The following is a 21,667-nucleotide window of genomic DNA, read 5'->3' as shown; positions in this document are numbered from 1 at the left end:
TGAAATTTCGGATTTCCCTACCCGTCCGGTTTAGGGGCTGGTTTGGGCGATCGCCTCGCGGATCAATTGGGCCGTCGCCGGAGCCAGCAACACGCCGTTGCGATAGTGGCCGGTCGCCAGCCAACTGTTGGCGTTCAGCGGCTCAATCACCGGAGCCGATCGCTCCACCGGGCGCGGCCGCAACCCCGACCAGGTTTCGACCATTTCCGCCTGGGCGAGGGCGGGAACTAGGTCGATCGCCCCTTGCCACACCGCCCCCCACTCGGCCCCATCGGCGATCGGCGGCTCAGCCCCGGCGGGAAACTCCACTGTCGCCCCCACCCAATAGTCCCCGCCACCGAGGGGCACGATGTGGATGTCATTGCCTGTCAGCACCGGCTCCGGGCGATCGCTCAGGGGGCGCGGCAATCGCAACCGCTGGGCCTGACCCAACACCGGCTGCAACTTCAGGGGCTTGGCCGCATTGGGGGCGATCGCCCGGGCCAGTTCCGCCGACCCCAACCCGGCCGCCACCACCAGCCGATCGCAGGCCAGCTCTCCCGCCGTGGTGGTCAGGCTAATGACCCGATCGCCCGCCGTCTGCACACCCGTGATCTGGGCCGGGGCGATCGTTGCCCCCCGTTTCACCGCTGCCTCCCGCAAAGCCACCGTCAAGGCCAGCGGTTGCACCTGCCAATCCTGGGGCGAAAAGATCCCAAAGGCGACCCCATCCATGGCGGCTAAATTCACCGCCGGGAAGCGATCGAGCACCGCTGAAGGTGACAGCAACTCCAGCTCAAATCCCTGAGATTTTCGTAGCTCCGCCAAGGCTGACCAACCGGGGCGATCGGCTTCCGTAAACACCAGCTTCAAAATGCCATTTGGATTATGGGGAATGGGGCGATTGAGCAGGGTTTCCAGCTCTTGAATCAGTTTCGGATAGCGTTGAATACTGTCGCGACGTAAATTCCAGGCTCGCCCTTTGGTTTTTTTACTAATAATCCCCATCAAAACGCCGAGGGCGGCTCCCGTGGATGTGGGGCGATCGGGAGGCAACGGCGACGCGATCGCCTGGGGATCAATCAGCGTGATTTGCCAGTCCGGCTGCCCGCTCAGTTCGTAAGCAATCATCGCCCCCACCACACCCCCACCCGCGATCGCAATCCTCATCCGCGACATCCTCAACTGCCCCAAAAACTGGTTATCATCACAATATCGATTAAGTTCTCCTTGGAAAGAGACTCGTGAGCATCGCTAAAAGCTCATTCTCAAAATCGTATTGTATCAACACCAATTACTTTTCAGAAATCACTTCTTGGCAAAATTGATCGCTATCTACATTTTAAAGAATAAAGATTCATAAATGGCTAAGGATATTTATCATAACACCGTGCGAGTCGCTCTCGAAAAAGATGGTTGGGTGATTACAGATGATCCACTGGTTTTGCAAATTGGTAAACGATCAACTTACATTGACCTAGGTGCTGAAAAGCTGTTAACTGCTGACAAGGCAGGAAAACAAATCGCAGTTGAAATCAAGAGCTTTTTAAGTCGATCACCAGTGAAAGATCTAGAAGCCGCCTTAGGTCAATATGTTTTATATCAAGGAATTATGAAATTTAAGTCTATTCAACGATCACTATATTTGGCAGTTCGCGACGATATTTACTGGAGTTTATTTTCTGAGCCTATTGGTCAAATCTTTCTTGAAAATCGTCAGCTTAGCCTAATTGTCTTCGACCCAGTAACGGAGGAAATCGTCAAATGGATACATTGATTAAGTTGGATCAAGTTATTGAATCAGTTTTGCAGCAAACTGCTGATACTCTTTCTGTCCATGAGAACGGGAATTCTCAAATTATCATTGATGCAGATCGCAAGAATTTTGTGCTCATTATGTTGGGTTGGGAAGGACACCGACGAATCCATGATTGTCTAGTCCACATTCAAATGATCGATGACAAAATTTGGATTCAATATGATGGTACTGAAGACAGCATTACCGAAAATTTAGAAGCAGCCGGAATTCCGAAAAATCAAATTGTTTTAGCGTTTTATCCTGAGCATGTTCGCGTACACACGGGTTATGCGATCGCTTGATTTGCAAGATTTTGAGATTTAGAGAACATGAAAATCGCCCTTCGATCTAAGTTAATGAGATCGAAGGGCTGACTGAGGAATCGTTTACGAAAACGAACTATTGCGGCACAACGCTCAGGAATTGATCGAAGGCTTTGACAGCCGCCAAATATTCATTGCCAGCGCGTTTGTAGTCAAACTGACCCGCAAATTCATCCATTGCCACTAGGTGTTTAAACAGATCCTTGGCGGCAGCTTCGGCGGTGGCGCGATCGCTGCCCTTCAGGCGGCGGCTGACCCGGCTCAACCGTTCGCGCAACTCGCCCAGAGGGCCATGGATAAAGGTTTGGATTTCACGCCAGCGCTTACCTTCGATGTAGCTTTCCAGTTCCGGCAGCCGATCGCGCAGGTCTTGCACACCGGGTACAAAAATTTCAATTTGCGATTTTTGGGCGCTGGAGTAGGTTTCTGCTTGGGCAACGGGGGCAAAGCCCAAGCCGGTGAGGGCGATCGCCGCCGCCATCACCAGGGCCAACAGGGCCGAACGGAGTCGAATCATGGGGTTCTCGTTAAAAAAAGTGCGGGAAAAATCGAATGAGGAACAGGCTTGTGGGCCATTCGTTGGATCACTGAATTGTAACGATATGTATCGACATCCCACCCGCCTGTCAAGTCGCCATTCGCCGGAGAAAGGGAATCAACGCCTCTGATACCTTTTCTGGCCAGTCCTCTTGGGCGTAGTGACCCGTTTCGCTCATCTCCACAAACTCGCAGTCCGCAATGGTTTTGGCGGCGGCCTTGGCGGCTTCCACCGGCAACCAAGGATCGCTCGTGCCCCAGGCCACCAGGGTTGGTTTTTCCCAGCGGGTCAGGCCTTCAGTAATTTCCTGCATGGTCTGTTTCAGCCGCAGGTTTTGCAATACGGCCAGCAGCGCCCGCCCCGCTCCGGAACTGGTCAGGAACGGCCGGCGATAGACATCCAAATCCGCATCATCCACTTGGTAGGGGCCGCCACCTTCCAACAGCCGATCGACCAGCAGCGGATCTTGGGTCATCATATCGCCCACCAGCGGAATCGCCATTTGGGAAATTTTCCAGGGCAGCTTGGCTTCGGGGAAAATCGGCCCGTTGATAATCGCCAGCCGCTCGACGCGATCGGGATTGCGCAGGGCGTACTGAATCCCCAGGGAGCCGAAAAATCCCTGGGCCACGATCGAGACGCGATCGAGATTCATCGCATCCAAAAACTGCTCCAGCAACCCAATCAGCGCATCGGGCGTGTAGGCAAAATCCAGCCGCTCGGGGCGATCGGACGCACCAAAGCCGGGAAAGTCCGGGGCGATCGCCCGGAAGCCCTGTTCCGCCAGGGCGGGCAACACCTTCCGCCAGCTATAGCCAAAGGCCACCAACCCATGGAGCAACAACACAGGCGGGCGATCGTTGGGCGACTCGGGCACAACCTCGCGATAGACCCAGGTGTAGTCACCGGCTTTCAACGTTTGTTCTGGAATGCGTTTTGCCATCACGTCCTCATACAGCAAGTTGGGTTCCGTCTATCAAACACTAAATCTTGCAAAATCCAGCAGGTTGCTCGACGCGATCGCGCGACTCAATGCCTGATCATGTGGTTATGGATTCTGATCACAGACTGAGCTATGAATTATTGAGAAATTGCTGAATGGTTCGACGAACAGTTAACAGATGGTGTTGATTGATATGCAAGCCAGAGATAATAATTGGTGAGCGATTGAGTTGAGTCGGGAACTGAATGCGAGTGTTTAGATTTCCATTGGAGTGATCATGGAGACTTAGATAAAAACAAGGCTTCTTAGTAAAGAGCGATGATTCTTGGAGCTTGATTTCAGAAATTTGGCCAAGAGGCGCTTCAATAGTCTTAGAAATCTTGAATAGGTATTGTTTGAAGATCGTGACTTGATCGCTGGTTTTGTCAAATGCGCAAGTAATCAGCATTGGGGTAGTCACTCCTTGAATTATCAAAAATAGTCCAGGGAGCAGAAACATTAAGCCACTCATTAATCCTTCAAGATAATCATCTTGGACAACGCTGAGTGTTTTGATCTGAGAGTTCTCAATGAAGTTATTGATTTTATTGGCAATGATTTCTTGTTTGTAACCAACAATAATTCGATGGTTAACTAATTCTAGTTCGGGTGTTTTAGAAAAATATAGAACTACACCAACGCCGCTGGTTCTGCGAACGGATGCACGCATCAAGGGTTCACGAATTATTAGGGTATTTTGTCCCAAGTAGCCATCAATTATTCGTTGACAGATCATTGATTTTGGATTAGTTGCCAATCGCTGACAATTGAGCGTGGTTCGATTGCTGACGGCCAGTCCCACAATCAAACCGACGGTGACAAAAGGAAGCCCCAATAATCCTAAACCCAGCCAATTCCAATCGCGATCGCGCAACTGTAACCGATTGGGTGTTTGATCTACAATTTCGATCATGGCTAGGGATGATGAATTTTGGGGCTATCTTGAGTTGCGATCTCGATTCAGAATTACATCAGAAGTCATTAGGTTGATTGATGTGGTTTGGCAAGGCGATCGCAGTGCTGACTCCAAGCTGTGGGAGTAAACTGGGCACGCTCTGGCTCCCGATCGCTATAATTTTCACCTAAAAAAAGATACTCACAGGCACTGTCTGTCCAGCAATTTTGGGAACTTAACTGCCAGTTAAACACACAAATTCCAGTTAGAGTTGCGCGCAAAAAATTCGCATTTTGTAACTGAGCATTGCTGAAGTTGGCTCCAGTTAAGTTGGCCGATCGAAAAAGAGTACCCGGTATTTCCTGCATCAGACGATGGAGCCAGAAAGCTGCAATGACTGCAATGAGTAACGGAGCGACAACCCCCATAACTGCCCATCCTGTGAACCCTGCCAAAAGCCCAAGAGCATTGCCAGTTAGCGTAAATGAAAGGCTAAATAGGCTGAATAGCAACCCCAGCATAATCAGAAGGCTGACGGCTGCCATATTGAGGATTAGCGTTAGGCCTGGCCAACGAATTTCAATGGCATTTCGAATTGATTGTGAAAATATCCAAAAGAGCAACGAGAAAAAACCTATTAGTCGCTCAAATCCTACTTGATCAAGACCAAGTGCAGCCACCAGATGAGCACAGGCAAAAGCAATGATAATTAGAACGATCGCCCCCAGGACTGCACAACCCAGTTGCCGTAGCAGTTGGCGACTGGTTTGGCCCGTGATGACCCCTGTAAAATTAGCATTGCTTAGGTCTGCATCGGAGAAGTCACATCCTCTGAGGTCTGAGTAACTGAAATCTGTATTAGCCAGGTTTTTGCCTCGAAAGGAAAAATTTTTCAGGTCTTGATTTCGATAACTATTGACTGACTGGGGAGAATCTGGCCAGACTTGATCTGGTCTGGAATCATCGTAATTCATGATTTTGCCCATGGTCTGACTGCGGCAGGCTACAGAATTTTGGAAGGTTACTAGATGATCTGTGCTAGCCTGATCTCAGCATAGCCAATATTTTCAGAAAATGGCCAATTGTGTACTCCCATTCATTGAAATTAGTTTTTTATTTATTTTCTGTTTATGAATTTTTCTTAAAAAGATCAAAATAAAATCTCTATTTGAGTTCGACAAAGTGATCAATCATTGCGAAGTTGTTCAATGAAAGCGGGTGATATTTTGAGTGAGCATCAATCGAATTACCAGGCTTCTAGTGCGATCGTCCTATTTGGCTTGCCAGAGCTATTGCAATGCTTTGTCAGTAGATCAGAAGCCGATCAACTCTCCGCCGTGACCATTGCCATGCAGCGGGGTCTAGAAGGAATTGCTTTAGTGGTTCGTGCTTTGAAATCGCCAAATCCATTAGTGCAACAAGCGGCGATCGAGCAACTCTTGGGTTGCACTGAAGCGATCGCATTGGAAGGCTTATGGCAGCATTTCCAATTACCTGACTTGAGCGATCGCGATCGCTATTACGAGTTGCAAAGCTTACTGGCCAAGCAACAATGGCAGGCGGCAGATGATTTAACGATTGCCCTAATGAAGGCGATCGCCGATCGATCTAATCTCTGGTTGCGAAAAAGTGATCTTCAGAATTTTCCGCAGAGTAGTTTGGTCGCGATTGATCGCCTCTGGCGGATCTACAGTCGCGATCGCTTTGGGTTTTCAATCCAAGCCCAATTATGGAATGCTTGCACAGCAGAAACCTGTAAGCCTTTCAATTATTCCCGCCAGGATTTATGTCACTGCTTTGGGGATGCTGTGGGCTGGCAAGTCGAAACCTATGATGGGTGGCATGTGCCGGACTACGACTTTAAGCGGCGAACTAAGATTCCCTACGATCTCAGCGCCCCGATCGGTCACTTACCCAGTACCTTTGCCCTCGGTGGGGGTGAGTCTCAATCCGAGTACGATCGCCCCGACACCGAATCAACAATGGGGTTTTATGGGTTTGGTCGCTACTACTACACCTGGAGCCAAGATTCGTTCTTTGGTCACGATTTCCTAAAGGACTGTTTGAAAAGTATCTTGCAGCCCTGGTCAAACCCCAATAGTCTTGGGGGGCAAGAGGCTTAAGACCTTTGTTTGCATTGATCGTTGGGGCAAGTGGTGTCTCAATTGTGGCTTTTCAAACATCGTCTCAGGTTCACAGTCTCCCGCGCGGGGGCCCAGCCGCCGGGTGGTAGGATAGCGGGGGTTTTGCGGACAGGGGTTCATGGCGGGCGCAATCGACAATTTGCGACTAGCAGCGGCAGTAATGGCCGCCCGGGCGATCGCCCTAGCCGTGCGGTTGCTGCGGCGCGGGGCCGGGAGTGTGTTGCCCGGCAGCATTGCTCGCAAGATTCAGCCCAATGCCTTGGCTCTGTTGGCAGCTCAAGTGAAACAGGGCGCGATTTTGGTGGCCGGAACCAACGGCAAAACCACCACGGCCCTGCTGCTGCGAAGCATTTTAGAAAACCAGGGCTATCGGGTGACCCACAACGCCACAGGGGCCAACCTGGAAAATGGTCTGACGGCGGCTTTGCTGGCGGATGCGAATTGGCTGGGGCGGCTCGATCGGGACTTTGCGATCTTGGAAGTGGATGAAAATGTCCTGCCCAAGGTGCTACCGCAAATTCGGCCGCGGATCTTGTTGGCGATGAATTTGTTTCGTGACCAGCTCGATCGCTACGGCGAGGTGGACACGATTGCTCGCCGCTGGGAACGGGCGATCGCCCCGCTCTCCCACACGATCGCCGTGTTGAGCGCCGATGACCCCACCCTTTGCCACTTTGGACAACAACTGGAAGCCCAATGGGAAGATCTAGCCCGAGTTCGCTACTTTGGCCTCAGCGAACCGGAACGCTTTTTACCGGAAATTCCCCACGCCGTTGATTCAATCTATTGCCCCAACTGTGGTCACTCTTTGACCTATGAGGGCGTTTATCTATCCCATTTGGGCGATTATCACTGCCCCAGTTGCGGTTTTGCGCGATCGCGCCCGTTGCTGAATAGCCGCGACTGGCCGCAATTATTGGTGGGCATCTATAACCAATACAACGCCATGGCCGCCGCCACCACCGCCCAAGCCCTGGGCATTGGCGAAGCACCCATTCAAGCGGCCATTCGCAATTTCCAAGCGGCTTTTGGCCGGGCGGAATCCCTGACGGTGCAGGGAAAATTGGTGCAAATTTTGCTCTCCAAAAACCCGGTGGGAACCAACGAAACCCTACGAACGGTGGTGGAACTGACACGCGATCGCCCCTTTCCGCCCACGGTGTTGCTGGTGCTGAACGATCGCACACCGGACGGAACCGATGTGTCTTGGATTTGGGATGCGGACACTGAAGGGCTGGTGGCGACGGGGGCCACGCTGGTGGTCAGTGGCGATCGAGCCTATGACATGGCCCTGCGGTTGGCCTACAGCGATCCCGATCAACCTGCTGGACCCGCCACCCTGTCGGTGGAAACCAACCTCAAGGCGGCGATCCAAAACGCCCTCGATCGACTGCCCGACGGCGAAACCCTCTACGTTCTGCCCACCTATTCCGCCATGCTGGAAGTTCGAGAAATTCTCACGGGTCGCGGCATTCTTTAAGTCTTGAGAAAGTTAAGTCTTGAGAAAGTCTTGAGGAACTTCATTAGCTTAGGAATTTTCGCTTCAACACAAATCGCGCTACAGACCGCGCCATCCATTGCGCCACAGATCGGGAGATCACAGATCAGGAGACCACAGATCAGGAGACCACAGATCAGGAGACCACAGTGGTGAAAGGCAGCGTCCAAGATCAGGCGATCGCCCTGGCCCAACAAGCGAACCAAGCCCTGGCGGCAGCAGACTGGTCGATCGCCCTGGCAGGCTATCGGGCGGCCCTGCGGTTGGATCCAGCAATTCCCGGTATTTATATCAACCTGGCGGCGGCCCTGAAGGGATTGGGCAAGATGGCCGCCGCTCGCCAGGCCTGCGCCCAAGCGCTGCGTCTGGATCCGCACAGCGCCATCGGGGTGCGCAATTGGTTAGCCTTGTTGGACTGGGCCGATCGAACCCAGGCGATTCAAGCCTGCCACCATCTTTTGGATCAAATTCCTGAGTCCGCAGCCCTCTACGTAGCCGCTGCCCATCGGTTAAACAATCGGGATCAGTTTCCCGAGTTGATGGATTGGGTGCGATCTCGCCCCCTGCCTGATACTTGGCGCAATTTACCCTCCTTCGATCGCGCGGCGATCGGCTATTGGCAAGGACTCAAACATTACTTTGATGGAGATTTGGCCACGGCAGAAACTTTGTTGCAACAGGCGATCGCCGATGAGGTGACCTACCAACCGCCCCACATTCAACTCAGCCTGATCCTGGCGGAACAACGCCGCTTAACGGAGGCACTAGCCGTTTTGGATGCCGCCTGTGCTCGCTGGCCGGATCATGGCACGTTGCGCCACAACCGGGCCCTCTGTTTGCTCACCCTGGGGCGCTGGGCGGAGGGGTTTTTGGAAAATGAGTGGCAGTGGCGATCGGGACAAATGACCAAGCAGGACTTGCCCGGTCAGAAATGGGACGGAACCCCAATTCCCGATCGCACGATTCTGATTTGGGCTGACCAAGGTTTTGGGGACTCACTGCAATGGGCCCGCTACCTTCAGTGGGTTGCCGATCGCTGCCAAACGGTGATTCTGCTGTGCCCGAAAGCGCTGGTGCGGGTGATGCGATCGGCTCCAGGGGCGGGATATGTCACCGATGGGGTTTGCGAAACCCTCCATTTCAACACCCATTTACCCCTGTCCAGTCTGCCCCGCTTGACCCAAACCACGGTCGATCGCGTCCCGGCTCCGATTCCTTACCTGTTTCCCACTGCCACCGAGGCGATCGCGCCGCTCCCACTGCCGAAACCGGTGTCGAAACCGGATCAACGCCGGGTCGGGATTGTTTGGGCCAGTGGATTTCGATCAGGCGATCGCCTAGAAGCCGTCCACCGCCAAAAATCCAGCAGTCTCCCGGAGTTAGCGGCGGCCCTCAATTTGCCCGGTGTGCAGCTCTACAGCTTGCAGGTCGATCGCTCCGATGCGGATGTGGCCCACCTGGCTCAATTTGGAATCATTGACTTGGCTCCGCAGATCAAGGACTTTGCCGACACGGCCGCCTATTTGGCCCAGCTCGACCTGCTGATCACGGTGGACACGGCCATCTGTCATTTGGCCGGAGCGATGGGCAAACCGGTTTGGACGTTGCTCTGTTTTGCGGCCGATTGGCGCTGGCTGCTCGATCGCCCCGATACACCTTGGTATCCCACCATGCGGCTCTTTCGGCAGACCGAGCCTGGTGACTGGTCGGAACCCTTACAGCAGGTGCGATCGGCCCTGCTGGCCGAACAGTTCTAACGCTTGGAGACTCTGAATTTTGGAGACTCCGCATCTGGGAAGCTCTCACTCTTGGCAACCATGCAATCCTCGCACAGCCATCTTTTGGCCCATTCTCCCGAGGCGATCGCCCAGCTTCAGGCCGGCTTGGCGGCCCAAGGGGCTGAGCAATGGTCAACTGCCCGTCATCACTACCAGCAAGGCATTCAGCAGGATCCCCATTGGGCGGGTCTGTACGTGAACCTTTGCGCCACCTACCGAGCCACCCAAGCCACTCAACCAGCGGAGCGGGCCCTGGACTTGGCTTTGCACCTGGATCCACAACTGGGAATCGCCCATTACTACGCCGGACTGCTGGCGCTCGATCGGGGCGATCGGGAAACGGCCCTGCGATCGTTGCAAACGGCCCTCGCCCAGGATCCGGAACTCCCTGAAACCTATCCCACCCTTGGAGAAGTTTGGACAGAGCAAGCAGGCCTAGAACCTTGGCTCGCCTGGTTACGCCAACACCCACTCCCGAAAACCATTCAGCAACTGGCTCCCAAACAACAGGCCGCGATCGCCTTTTGGCAAGGACTGGCCTGGAATGACACTGATCCTAGGCAGGCAGAACAATGCTTTCGGCAAGCCCTCGCCTGTGATCCCGAATTGGGCAATGCTGCCGCTCAACTGGGGCAACTCCTCGCTCACGACAACCGTTTTGAAGAAGCCTTGGCCATCACAGAACAGGCCCTGATGCATCTGCCGGAAGATCCGCACCTGCGACTCAACCATGCCCTTTGCTTACTCTCCCTAGGGCGATGGGATGAGGGTTGGCGGGCCTACGAATGGCGGCGGTATTCGGATCAAAATCCTTGGGTGCAAGCGGCGGGCCCCGAGTGGGATGGGCAGCCCTTAAAGGGCACGTTGCTGGTGCTGACGGAACAGGGCTTGGGGGATACGCTGCAATTTAGCCGCTATCTGGCTTGGGCCCGGCAACGGTGCGATCGGGTGGTGCTTTGGTGTCCCCGATCGCTGGTGCGGCTCATGGAAACGGTGGCCGGGGTTGATCAGGTCTTCGCGGGTGATGATTGCCGCATTCCTTACCGTGCCCATGTGTCGCTGTTGAGCTTGCCTCGGTTGGCGAGAACCACCGTTGAGCAAATTCCCGCCCCGATTCCTTACCTGCGGCCGATCGCCCCGTTGGCGAATCAGTGCCCGCTCCCGCGCCAAACCTCCCAAGCCTTGGCGGTGGGGATTGTGTGGCAAAGCGGCCCGCACATGAAAGACGCGGCCCGCAAGTGTATGGCACTGGATCCTTTGGCGATTGCCCTGCAATGTCCCGGTGTCCAGCTCTACAGCTTCCAGGTCGATCGCTCCGAGGCCGAAGCCGAGCGTCTGGCGGCCCAGGGAATTGTTGACCTCGCGCCCCAAATCAAGGATTTTGCCGACACGGCGGCCGATCTGGCGCAAATCGATTTGCTCGTCACGGTTGATACGGCCATTTGCCACCTGGCCGGAGCCATGGGTAAACCGGTTTGGACGCTGCTGCCCTATGCGGCCGATTGGCGCTGGTTACGCGATCGCCCCGATACGCCCTGGTATCCCACCATGCGCCTGTTTCGGCAGTCGCGGCCCGGCAGTTGGGCGGAACCCCTCGATCGGGTGCGATCGGCGCTGGAGGGTTGGGTGCGATCAGGCGCTGAACCGTTTCGATCGAACCCAGCATCTCGCCAATCGCGATAGACTGGCTCCGATTCTTCCGCAACCTTGCCCAGGTTTTCTGCCCGTGAGTCTTTCCGCCTTGCCCACCCTCTCTGAACCCCTGGTGATTGGCTGGCTCTATCCCAAGCTAATGAGCACCTATGGCGATCGGGGGAATGTGACCTGTTTGCAGCGGCGCTGTGAATGGCGCGGCATCCCGGTGCGAATTCAAGCGCTCGATCGAGACACAGACCCCAGCCAGTTCACCCAGGTGGACTTGATCGTGGGCGGCGGCGCACAGGATCGCCAACAGGAAATCGTGATGCGAGATCTGCAAGGGGCCAAGGCCGCAGCCCTGAAAGGGGCGATCGAGGCCGGCGTGCCCGGCGTGTTCACCTGTGGCGCACCGCAGTTGCTCGGCCATTATTACGAACCCGGTTTAGGTCAGCGCATCCAAGGGCTGGGCGTGTTGGATTTGGTGACTGTGCATCCGGGCCCCGACGCGCCCCGCTGCATCGGCAATCTGGTGCTGGAGGTGACCGCCGAACGGCTGGCGCGGGAGTTGCGGCTGATGTTGGGGGATGTGCCTTACCTGATCGGTTTTGAAAACCACGGGGGCCGCACCAAGCTGGGATCAGTGGAGCCGCTGGCCCGGGTGGTGCGCGGCTTGGGCAATAACGGCGAAGACCAAACCGAAGGCGCATTTCACTGCAACGCGATCGCCACCTATTCCCATGGGCCCCTGTTGCCGAAAAATCCCTTTTTGGCTGATTGGATGATCCAAACGGCGATCGCCCGACGCACGGGGGAATCCTGCGCATTGAACCGCCTGGACGATTCTCTGGCCGATCGGGCGCGATCGGTCATGCTCCAGCGCCTCAGTGTGGGGTAGGGGTAAATCGTCGCAAATTCCCCGCGTTAAACCGTCTCTTTCGCAAGGCTCCATTTCAGGATTGAAAACCCCAACCGCCAATCGACAGGGGTTGATCAACCGCAATCATCCACTTTTTCAATCAATCGGTTCAAAAATGCTGGGAAATGGGCTGAAGCGACGGATGGCCGGCTCATGGGGCCATCGTCAGCTTCCGGATTTAAAGATGGGGAGTGATGGCCAGCACTGTCTTCCTTGCAATCTTGCGTTACAAGTAAGAGAGTCAGGGGGCAATGACCTGGTGGATCACTGGTAAATCACTGGTAAATCATGGGTCGGTGGCAAGGTTCATGGTTGACAGATTTCGTGACCCATCACGGTCACAATGACCTCAGGCAGGGGAAGATGTCAACTTCGCTAGTCTCTGATATCGCGATCGCCCACCTTCAACCTGGCGTGATTGCAATTGCCCCCTCAATTGAGCCTTAGCGCCGCCCTTCGGGTGGGTTTAGCTCTCTCAAAATTGCTCAATGGCAGTGGATTTGCTGCATTGCTTCACTCGTTAGGAGGTTTTCATGGCCCCTTCACTCGCGTCTTCGACTGCTTCCTTACCCGATCGCGCCGCCGTTTGGGAAAGCTTGGTGCAAGCGATCGCCTCTAGCTCCGGTTTTGAACGCTGGCTGGAACAACAACCCAGCACGCCCAATCAACCCACGGTCACGGATTTGCTGGTGCGTCGCTATCTGCGTGAGACCTTGGAAACCCTTGCTTACTAGGTCTAGCTCAGGTTTTTTCCAGGTTTCTTTCCCAGGATTCAACGTTTCCAGAATTGAACGTTTCCAGAATTAAACGATCGCTTCCAGCGTAGTTGATTCAAATAGGCTCAAATAAGCACCCGAGAGACCAACCCAACAGGGGGATCTCTTGGGTGCTTTGGTTTGGGTAGCTCGTTAGGACGGGGCATCAGGGCGATCGCCCGGCTGTGCCTAGCGTTGTTTCGATCGCGCGGCCACGGAATTGGAGGACGGCCGCACGATCGACCATTCATCCACCGCCGCCATCGGATCGATCGCCTCGGCATCCTCTTCCAGCAGGGGTTCTTCTTCCAGCAGCTCAAAGGGCGAATCGGCACTGTCAATGGCAACACCAATTAAGCGAATGGTGCTGGTTTCCTCATCGGTCAACTCATCCAGCCGCTGAGTGAAAGCGGTTTTGTCGGTGTGGCCAGGGCGAGCCACCAAGATCAACCCGTCCGTTTGGGACTCCAACAGCAAGGCATCGTTGGCATTGTTGAGGGTCGTTGCTTCCACAATCACGTAATCAAAGCGACTGCGGGCATCCAGCAGGAGTTGCCGAATTTCGCTAGATTCCAAAATCGCCGCACAATCATTCTGGGGGCCGGGACTGGGGGCAATGTAGAGATTTTCCACCTCGGGAACCATCCGCGCACAGTTGTTCAAACTGCTGTAGTAGTGGAACGGTTCACGAACCGCATCCGGATCCGGAGCCACGCGCAGGGCCTTGGCAGCGGAGGGAGCGCGCAAGTCCAGTTCAATCAACAGGGTGCGTTTACCCGATCGCGCCGCTGCGATCGCCAAGTTATAGGCCACCACCGATTTTCCTTCGCCCACGTCCACACTGCTCATCAACAGCACTTTCAGGCTGCTATCCAGGCGGCGCAAGTTGCTGCGGAATTGTTCATAGGCTTCCCCTGGGGGCGAGGGTTCCACCAACACCGGCAACAGGCCCGGCGCACGGGCAGCCAATTCCGGCAAAATGCCCAGCAGTTTGATATCCCGCTCGGCCAAGGCGCTGCGAATTTCGCTGTCGGCCTGGTAGCGGCGATCGAGCATTCCCAACACCAACAGCAACGCCCCGCTCAAGACCAAACCGCCCGCAAACCCGGCCGGCAGGGTCAAGCGCATGGAGAGCTTTTGCGCAATTTCCTCGGAGCGAATGGCGGCCGGTTGGGCGATCGTGAGGCTGCTGACGGTTTCCGCCTCGGCTGCTTCCGAATCGACTAATTTGGCCTGCATTCGATCGTAGAGCGCTTTTTTCAAGGCCACCTGCTGAGCCAGGCGATCGCGCTCTAGCTGTTTGTTGGGCACGCCTGCATATTCCTGACGCAGTTCCCGTTCCGCCTTCAAGGACAGGGTGAGTTGGCGTTGCAGGGTTTCCTGCTGGGTTTTCAGGGAAACCAAACTGTTAGCTAACTGTTGCCGTGCCGGATCCAGGCTGCTGCTCGATCGAATCCGACTGGTGGCCGCCAGCGGTTTTGCCCCCGCCATGCTGCCGCCAACCACCTCTTGGGCCCGACGATTCAACAGGGTCTCTAGGGACTGTTGCCGTTGCATCAACAATTGCATTTGGGGATGCTCCGGCCGCAGGCGTTGGCTTTGGAGCAGCCGTTCCGCCTCCACCTGCTGAAGCTGCACCCGCAACTGGGCCAGCATCGGATCGGAACTGAGGGCCGAAGACACATAGGCATCGTCTACCGACAGGCCCAGCCGCTGTTCCAGGGAGCGCACCTGGGCGGTCACGCCTTCCAGTTGCAGTTGCAGTTGGCGCTGCTGATTCCCGATCGTGGCGATCGACTCAATCAGGGCCCCATTTTGGGCCGCCAAAATTGCCGCCCCTTCCACCCGATCGTATCGTTCCAAATTGCGCTCCGCCGCCCGCAGTTCTCCAATCACCTGCGGCAGCCGGGCCCGAATCGCGTCAATAATTCCCTTCACCCGCGCAGCATTCAGTTGACGGCTTTTCTCCACCATCAACTTCATGAGGGTGTTTGTAATCTTTTCGCCCCGCTCCCCTTTCTCATCCGTGAAGCGCACTTCCAAGGTTGGCGGGCCGCTTTCTTTTTTCTTTTCCTTTTCGTCACCAGCGTTGGGATCGCGCACCCGCAGGCTTTTGAGCAACAACTCCGGATCCATCCGAAATTCCTTGGCCACGGGCGCGATGATGTCCGGCGCGGTCAAAATGTCTGGCGAGAGGGTTTGCCCTTGCTCCACAATCGCCGCTCCCGTTTCCGAAAACGACACCCCCGCCCGTTGGTATGACAAAACCCCCAAAATGCTATAGCGCGGGGGCGGCACGGGTAACAACGACAGTCCCGCACCAACGCCGGCCCCCAAAATTGGGCCCACGGGCAGGATCCACAAATAGCGCTTGAGGGCTAGGGAAAACCGCTTAACCAGGGGCGAGGCCATGATTCAGGAATGAGCAAAGGGTGATCCAACGATAGCAAACCTATTCAAGGGCGACGAAAACAGATCAGGGACGACGAAAACAGATCAAGAACTGGTTTGGGCTAATGGCAGCCGATCGCTGGGCCTTGATTCATTGGCCGATCGCTCGTTCCACAGCCGATCGACCGCACCCGATCGACTGGATCGACTGGGCCGCTAGGCGTTAGCCAATCGGTTTGATAATCAGCCCAAAAGTCCAAAGCTAGCCGGAACTTCCCGCCGCTCCGTACAATACTTGTTTAGATTTCAGTTGCTTAGGTTTCGAGACCCGCAAGAACCCCCACATTGCCGATCGCCCGTTGTGGGTCATGTCCCGGCAGTGGTGGTTGAACCTAGGCAACCCGATCGCCCCGCTATTTTCTGCACCATATTTGCTGAACCATCATGGCTGACAATCCGGAAGTGAAAGCGGAAGTACAAGCGAAGGCCCCCGCTGCGGCCCCAAAAGCTGCCCCAGCCAAAGAAAAAGCCCCAAAACCGGAAGACAAGCCCTTTGGCGAATTTATTGAAACCGAATATTTGCCCGCCCTGCAAAAGGCCCTGGTCGATCGCGGTGTGGCCGGCTTGGCGTTGCAGTTTGTGAATGCCACCGTTCCCATCAAAGGGCTGGAAGACAACCAGTGCTCTCAGGTAATTGGTAGTTGGGGCGATCGGGAATTTCGGGTTTATTTCCCCAAAGACGACATCAACGCCACCAAGGGATTTTCCTACACGGAAAAAGGCGGCCCCCACAGCACCCTCGAACCCTTCTTGATTGATGAGCGGAAGGCGAGCTTAGACCTGTTGGTAAATGCCGTAGCCCTCCGGTTGCGGGCCCAAAAGTGGATCGAACGCAACTAGGCTAACTTCGGCGCTTTGCATGGCTCCAACATCCCGATCGCCCAACCTTGGCTCGGGAATGGAATCCAATCCAGTCCTTTGCGATCAGGGATTTTAAATCATCTCTGATCCATTGGGCTGGGGATGCCGCTGTGCGCTGGTTCGGTTCCTGGATCGAGCCAAGGAACAGCCCAACCAAAACTCAGGTGCTCGACTTGCTGAGGCTCGGCTTGCTGAGGCCCGGTCTATCTCGTCAGAAACTCAGTCTGACTGACCCAACCGATTTCAGCGGGATCGCGAGAATCCCGAAACTCAAAACTGCAAAAGTTCTTAGAACCAGAGCTTTTTAGCGTATTGTTTTCTTGAAACGGGCGAGGAGGGATTCGAACCCCCGACACCGTGATCCGTAGTCACGTGCTCTATCCACTGAGCTACACGCCCTAGCTCGACGGCGGTTAACCGTTTAGCGCCGAACAATCATAGCACAGGTTATCCGGAGCATGACAAGTCTCGACCAAAATTTTTTGGAGCGAGGGCCAAACCCAGCCACTGCCGTTGATTTGGCCGCTGGGGGGGGCGATCGAGCCGTGGCCGCCCCTTCGCTCACCCACCTGGACGGCAGCGGTGAAGCCAGAATGGTGGACATTTCCGCCAAGACGGCCACCACGCGGGAAGCCCTGGCCGAAGCGCGTGTCCGAATGCTGCCCGCCACCCTCGCGGCGATCGAGTCTGGCAATGCCCCCAAAGGAGACGTGCTGGGGACGGCCCGCATTGCCGGAATCATGGCCGCAAAACAAACGGCTAACCTCATTCCCCTTTGTCATCCCTTGCCCCTGAGCAAGGTGCAGGTCACCCTCACGCCCGATCGCGCCCTTCCGGGCTACATCATCCAAGCCAACGTGAAAACCAAAGCCGAAACGGGCGTAGAGATGGAAGCGCTCACGGCCGCATCGGTAGCCGCCTTGACCCTTTACGACATGGCAAAGGCGCTAGAAAAGTCAATGCAAATTGAGGCCGTGCGGCTGATTACCAAAACCGGCGGCAAATCTGGCGACTACCAGGCCCCCGATCGCCCTTGAGACAACAGCAGCCATTTGCTATGGTCTGTGCAACCCTGTGCAAATTTCTGTTGCTAATGGTTGACAAACACTCATCGATCGCAATGAATACCCCTTTTGATCAAGCGTTTTTGACCAGCTCCCTTGAAACGTCCTCCTGAAAATTAACCCCGAGAATTAGCCCTGAAAACTCACCCCAAGAATTAACCCCGAGAATTAACTCCAAGAATCAGCCCCGAGAATTAACCCCGAAAAACTGAGAATTCCCCTCGGAAACCAACCATTGAAAGCCTCCTGCTAATAGCCCCTTGTTAAACGCTTTTGGTAACCCTAACCCAGTTACTGTGCAGGTCTCAGCCATTCCGCAGACGCTCCTGAAGGTAAATGGTGGCCGCTGGCACTGGGCGCGCGATCGCCCAAGTTTCGGCCCCCAAACGGCTCTCGGTGGCTCCCCAGGCTAAGTGGCCGTTTGCTGTTTTTGTCTGCGCCCTTTTGTTCGTCACCGCTGTTTTTCGACTGTTGTTTTCGACCACTGTTTTCGACTGTTGTTTTAAAAGATCGCCCTATGATTCCTACCATTGCCCAAGATCAAGTCGATCGGATTGTTCACAACCATCATCACAATCCCTTTGAAGTCCTTGGCCCCCACCTGGTGCTTCAGCAAGATGGTGAAACAACCTGGGCAATTCGGGCCTATTTGCCCAGCGCCAGCGCCGCTTGGGCGATCTTTCCCGAAGAACGTCTTGAAGTGCCGATGGTCTCTGTGCATCACCCGCACTTTTTTGAGTGCACCATCACCCGTCACGAAATCGCCAACTACCAACTGCGGATCCAAGAAGGAGAGCATGAGCGGGTACTCTATGACCCCTACGCTTTTCGATCGCCCCTGGTCACCGATTTTGATGTTCACCTCTTTTGCGAAGGCAATCACCACCGCATTTACGAAAAACTGGGGGCCCACCTCACGGAAATTGAAGGAGTCAGCGGTGTTTACTTCGCCGTTTGGGCCCCCAACGCGCGTAATGTTTCCGTCTTGGGCGATTTCAACTACTGGGACGGCCGCAAGCACCAAATGCGGAAAATGGACGGCGGCGTTTGGGATTTGTTCATCCCCGGCGTGAAAGCAGGAGATCCCTACAAATTCGAGATCAAAAACTGGGAAGGGCACATTTACGAAAAGAGCGATCCCTACGGATTCCAGCAGGAAGTGCGCCCCAAAACTGCCTCGATCGTGGCCAACCTGGATCACTACCAGTGGAGCGACAACGATTGGATGGACAAGCGCCGCCACACCGCGCCCCTAGAACAGCCGGTTTCGGTTTATGAAGTCCATCTCGGCTCCTGGTTGCATGAAAACTTTGCATTTCCCGGAACCCACTACGACGGCACGCCGGCCGAATCGGTTTCAGTGGCGGAACTGAAGCCCGGCACTCGATTTTTGACCTATAAAGAACTGGCCGATCGCCTGATTCCCTACGTCAAAGAGATGGGCTTCACCCATGTGGAATTGTTGCCCGTAGCAGAGCACCCCTTTGATGGATCTTGGGGTTACCAAGTCATTGGTTATTACGCCGTCACCTCGCGTTATGGCACGCCTCAAGACTTCATGTATTTTGTCGATCAATGCCACCAAAACGGCATTGGTGTGATTGTGGATTGGGTGCCCGGTCACTTCCCGAAAGATGGCCATGGTTTGGCAGGGTTTGACGGCACTTGCCTTTATGAACATGCCGATCCCCGCAAGGGCGAACACAAGGAATGGGGCACTTTGATTTTCAACTATGGCCGCAATGAAGTGCGGAATTTCCTAGTTGCTAATGCCCTTTTCTGGTTCGACAAATATCACATTGATGGCATCCGCGTGGATGCGGTGGCCTCAATGTTGTATCTGGATTACTGCCGCGAGAATGGGGAATGGTTGCCCAACCAATATGGTGGTCGAGAAAACATTGAAGCGGCTGATTTTCTGCGGCAAACCAACCATCTGTTGTTCAGCTACTATCCCGGCGTACTCTCGATCGCGGAAGAGTCCACTGCTTGGCCGATGGTTTCCTGGCCAACCTATGTGGGAGGCTTGGGCTTCAATTTGAAGTGGAACATGGGCTGGATGCACGACATCCTCGACTATTTCTCGATGGATCCCTGGTTCCGCCAATTTCACCAAAACAATGTCACCTTCAGCATTTGGTACGCCTTTAGCGAGAATTTCATGCTGGCTCTGTCCCACGATGAAATTGTCCATGGCAAGAGCAATATGCTCGGAAAAGTGCCCGGTGATGAGTGGCAAAAATTCGCTAACTTGCGCTGTCTCTATGCCTACATGTTCACGCACCCGGGCAAGAAAACGCTCTTCATGAGCATGGAGTTTGGCCAATGGAGTGAGTGGAATGTTTGGGGTGATTTGGAGTGGCATTTGCTGCAATACGAACCCCATCAGAAGCTGAAGCAGTTTGTGACTGATTTGAATCAGCTTTATCGCAACGAGCCTTGCCTTTATACCCAAGATTGCCGTCAGGAAGGGTTTGAGTGGATTGATTGCAGCGACAACAACCACAGTGTGGTTTCATTTGTGCGCTGGGATAAGGATTACAAGGATTTTGTGGTGGTGGTTTGTAATTTCACGCCGCAACCCCATTCCCATTACCGCGTGGGGGTTCCCAAGTTGGGCTTCTATCGCGAAGTGCTCAACAGCGATTCGCGCAAATATGGCGGCAGCAACATGGGCAATTTAGGGGGCAAATGGGCGGAGGAATGGTGGTTCCACGATCGCCCCTACTCGATCGACCTCTGCTTGCCTCCGTTGGGCGTGTTGGTGCTCAAGTTGGATCATGCGGCCACGGCCGCAGCCAGCGCCGAGGGTGACTTTTAGGGAGTCTCCCAAATCACGGTCTAGGGGGTTTTGTAGGGGTTTTTGAGGCAACTTCCGGGCGGCTTTGGGCTTCCCGGCCGCTGTGAACCCGGGGGCGATCGCAATCGAGCGATCGTCCCCTTGCACTCCGGTCTGAGCGTGATATTCTAGAGAGCTGCTGTCTGTACTTAGCAACACCCAAGCAAATTCGTCATGCCCCTGCAACAAGAGCGCAAACAAACCGTCATCAATGACTTCCAAACCCACGGCACCGATACCGGCTCGGCGGATGTGCAAGTGGCGTTGTTGACGGCGCGCGTCGAGCAACTCAGCGAACACCTGAAAAAGAACAAGAAAGATCACGCCTCTCGTCGTGGTCTGCTGCAAATCATCGGTCGCCGTAAGCGCCTGCTGGCTTACATCCTGAAGCAGGATCGTGAGCGTTACCAAGCGCTGATCAAGAAACTCGGCATTCGCGGTTAGGGAGCGCTATCCATCGTGTCAGGCGAGCCTCCCTCTCCATCGCCGCGCGATCGCTTGCCCTTTGAACCGGGAAAACGCCGCAAGGCCAAGGCTGAATCCGAGCCAACCCCTGCGACGACACCGGCTCCGCGCAAGCTGAACCCGCTGCCTCCCTCCACCAAAGCCAAGCCCGCCCAAACCACCCAGCCGGACTCCGCTCCCAAACGGGTCTACACGCGATCGGAAATGGCGATTCCCGATTCGGTGAGTAAGCGCATGGCCAAACGGATGGCGGTGTTTTGTGGTGTCCCGACGGTCTTGAGCTTTGCCAGCTTCATCGGGGCCTACTTTGTCAACACGCGAACGGAAGTCCATTTACCCACCGTGCTGGTTTTTTCGTCCAGTTTGGGATTCCTGGTGCTGGGGGTGTTGGGTTTGAGCTATGGGGTGTTGTCTTCGTCATGGGACGAAACAGCGCCAGGCAGCTTGTGGGGAATCGGGGAGTTTCGGGTGAACTTTGGCCGAATGGTTGAAGGTTGGCGAGCAGCCCAGTCAGCCCGAAACAAAGAAAAATCTTAATTACACTAGAGAGGACGAACGGGGCTGCCAGGATACCTGGCGGCTCCGCGCGCTTTAGGGATGTGGGATCCAATCCGTAACGGGTTAGCGGGGGCAAGGGTGTCAGGAACGCAGGTGGTGTTATCAGTTCGACGGCGGGGCTTGGGCAAGCGCGTGGGGGGCCTGGCGGCGTTTCGATCGCGGCTTTGGTCTGCCAGCTAGCCTGG

Annotated in this window: 20 protein-coding genes and 1 tRNA gene; 14 read left to right on the top strand and 7 right to left on the bottom strand. The window is 55.0% G+C overall.

Annotation, left to right across the window (positions count from 1 at the left end):
• Positions 1 to 30 precede the first annotated feature (30 nt).
• A complete protein-coding gene (locus tag H6G53_RS12145; protein WP_190533238.1) occupies positions 31 to 1,149 on the bottom strand; it encodes an FAD-binding oxidoreductase in 1,119 nt (372 codons plus the stop codon).
• 193 nt (positions 1,150 to 1,342) lie between these two features.
• On the opposite strand from H6G53_RS12145, the gene H6G53_RS12140 reads away from it, so the two are divergent.
• Positions 1,343 to 1,756 (top strand): XisH family protein, encoded by a 414-nt coding sequence (locus tag H6G53_RS12140; RefSeq protein WP_190533235.1) that lies wholly within the window; start codon positions 1,343 to 1,345, stop codon positions 1,754 to 1,756.
• Positions 1,744 to 2,079: a XisI protein gene (locus H6G53_RS12135; RefSeq protein ID WP_190533233.1), complete on the top strand. Its 336-nt coding sequence runs from the start codon at positions 1,744 to 1,746 to the stop codon at positions 2,077 to 2,079. The genes H6G53_RS12140 and H6G53_RS12135 overlap by 13 nt, the downstream gene beginning before the upstream one ends.
• 97 nt (positions 2,080 to 2,176) lie before the next feature.
• On the opposite strand, the gene psbQ is transcribed toward H6G53_RS12135, so the two are convergent.
• The 4 genes from psbQ to H6G53_RS12115 form a co-directional block, all read right to left on the bottom strand.
• Positions 2,177 to 2,617 carry a photosystem II protein PsbQ gene (psbQ, locus tag H6G53_RS12130; protein ID WP_190533230.1) on the bottom strand — a complete coding sequence of 147 codons (441 nt, stop codon included), beginning with the start codon at positions 2,615 to 2,617 and terminating at the stop codon, positions 2,177 to 2,179.
• A 109-nt stretch (positions 2,618 to 2,726) separates the two neighbouring features.
• Positions 2,727 to 3,581, bottom strand: coding sequence for an alpha/beta fold hydrolase (locus H6G53_RS12125; protein WP_190533227.1), 855 nt, complete (start codon positions 3,579 to 3,581; stop codon positions 2,727 to 2,729).
• Positions 3,582 to 3,711: 130 nt separating this feature from the next.
• Positions 3,712 to 4,533, bottom strand: a complete 822-nt coding sequence (locus H6G53_RS12120) for a hypothetical protein (protein WP_190533225.1) — start codon at positions 4,531 to 4,533, stop codon at positions 3,712 to 3,714.
• Between the two features lie 68 nt (positions 4,534 to 4,601).
• On the bottom strand, positions 4,602 to 5,501 hold the full coding sequence (locus tag H6G53_RS12115) for a pentapeptide repeat-containing protein (protein ID WP_190533222.1): 900 nt from the start codon (positions 5,499 to 5,501) through the stop codon (positions 4,602 to 4,604).
• Between the two features lie 222 nt (positions 5,502 to 5,723).
• Here H6G53_RS12115 and H6G53_RS12110 point away from each other — a divergent pair, with 222 nt between their 5' ends.
• The 6 genes from H6G53_RS12110 (at position 5,724) to H6G53_RS12085 (ending at position 13,223) form a co-directional block, all read left to right on the top strand.
• Complete coding sequence (locus tag H6G53_RS12110) at positions 5,724 to 6,638, top strand: GUN4 domain-containing protein (protein ID WP_190533220.1); 915 nt, start codon at positions 5,724 to 5,726, stop codon at positions 6,636 to 6,638.
• 139 nt (positions 6,639 to 6,777) lie between these two features.
• Complete coding sequence (locus H6G53_RS12105; protein ID WP_190533217.1) at positions 6,778 to 8,139, top strand: Mur ligase family protein; 1,362 nt, start codon at positions 6,778 to 6,780, stop codon at positions 8,137 to 8,139.
• Positions 8,140 to 8,309: 170 nt separating this feature from the next.
• A complete protein-coding gene (locus tag H6G53_RS12100; protein WP_190533214.1) occupies positions 8,310 to 9,914 on the top strand; it encodes a tetratricopeptide repeat protein in 1,605 nt (534 codons plus the stop codon).
• A 60-nt stretch (positions 9,915 to 9,974) separates the two neighbouring features.
• Complete coding sequence (locus tag H6G53_RS12095) at positions 9,975 to 11,618, top strand: tetratricopeptide repeat protein (RefSeq protein ID WP_190533211.1); 1,644 nt, start codon at positions 9,975 to 9,977, stop codon at positions 11,616 to 11,618.
• 43 nt (positions 11,619 to 11,661) lie between these two features.
• On the top strand, positions 11,662 to 12,468 hold the full coding sequence (locus H6G53_RS12090; protein WP_190533336.1) for a type 1 glutamine amidotransferase: 807 nt from the start codon (positions 11,662 to 11,664) through the stop codon (positions 12,466 to 12,468).
• 554 nt (positions 12,469 to 13,022) lie between these two features.
• Complete coding sequence (locus H6G53_RS12085; protein WP_099531870.1) at positions 13,023 to 13,223, top strand: hypothetical protein; 201 nt, start codon at positions 13,023 to 13,025, stop codon at positions 13,221 to 13,223.
• A 210-nt stretch (positions 13,224 to 13,433) separates the two neighbouring features.
• Here H6G53_RS12085 and H6G53_RS12080 read toward each other — a convergent pair whose 3' ends face one another.
• The gene (locus H6G53_RS12080) at positions 13,434 to 15,656 is read right to left on the bottom strand and encodes a tyrosine-protein kinase domain-containing protein (RefSeq protein ID WP_190533208.1); all 2,223 of its coding nucleotides are present in this window, start codon (positions 15,654 to 15,656) and stop codon (positions 13,434 to 13,436) included.
• A 423-nt stretch (positions 15,657 to 16,079) separates the two neighbouring features.
• On the opposite strand from H6G53_RS12080, the gene H6G53_RS12075 reads away from it, so the two are divergent.
• The gene (locus tag H6G53_RS12075; protein ID WP_099531872.1) at positions 16,080 to 16,535 is read left to right on the top strand and encodes a DUF2996 domain-containing protein; all 456 of its coding nucleotides are present in this window, start codon (positions 16,080 to 16,082) and stop codon (positions 16,533 to 16,535) included.
• A gap of 347 nt (positions 16,536 to 16,882) precedes the next feature.
• On the opposite strand, the gene H6G53_RS12070 is transcribed toward H6G53_RS12075, so the two are convergent.
• A tRNA-Arg gene (locus tag H6G53_RS12070) sits at positions 16,883 to 16,955 on the bottom strand.
• Between the two features lie 59 nt (positions 16,956 to 17,014).
• Between H6G53_RS12070 and moaC the strand changes: the two genes are divergently transcribed.
• From moaC to H6G53_RS12045, 5 genes are all read left to right on the top strand, one after another.
• Positions 17,015 to 17,593 carry a cyclic pyranopterin monophosphate synthase MoaC gene (moaC, locus tag H6G53_RS12065; RefSeq protein WP_099531874.1) on the top strand — a complete coding sequence of 193 codons (579 nt, stop codon included), beginning with the start codon at positions 17,015 to 17,017 and terminating at the stop codon, positions 17,591 to 17,593.
• A gap of 544 nt (positions 17,594 to 18,137) precedes the next feature.
• Positions 18,138 to 20,441 (top strand): 1,4-alpha-glucan branching enzyme, encoded by a 2,304-nt coding sequence (glgB, locus tag H6G53_RS12060; protein WP_190356157.1) that lies wholly within the window; start codon positions 18,138 to 18,140, stop codon positions 20,439 to 20,441.
• 192 nt (positions 20,442 to 20,633) lie between these two features.
• Positions 20,634 to 20,903: a 30S ribosomal protein S15 gene (gene rpsO, locus H6G53_RS12055; protein WP_099531875.1), complete on the top strand. Its 270-nt coding sequence runs from the start codon at positions 20,634 to 20,636 to the stop codon at positions 20,901 to 20,903.
• A gap of 15 nt (positions 20,904 to 20,918) precedes the next feature.
• On the top strand, positions 20,919 to 21,461 hold the full coding sequence (locus H6G53_RS12050; protein WP_190533206.1) for a photosystem II biosynthesis protein: 543 nt from the start codon (positions 20,919 to 20,921) through the stop codon (positions 21,459 to 21,461).
• A gap of 60 nt (positions 21,462 to 21,521) precedes the next feature.
• Entirely contained in the window at positions 21,522 to 21,662 is a 141-nt protein-coding gene (locus H6G53_RS12045; RefSeq protein ID WP_158234325.1) for a hypothetical protein, read from the top strand.
• Positions 21,663 to 21,667 lie beyond the last annotated feature (5 nt).

The organism is Limnothrix sp. FACHB-406 (genome assembly GCF_014698235.1).
Taxonomy (GTDB): domain Bacteria; phylum Cyanobacteriota; class Cyanobacteriia; order CACIAM-69d; family CACIAM-69d; genus CACIAM-69d.
Note: the sequence above shows the minus strand (reverse complement) of the source record. Positions and strands in the feature narration are given on the sequence as shown.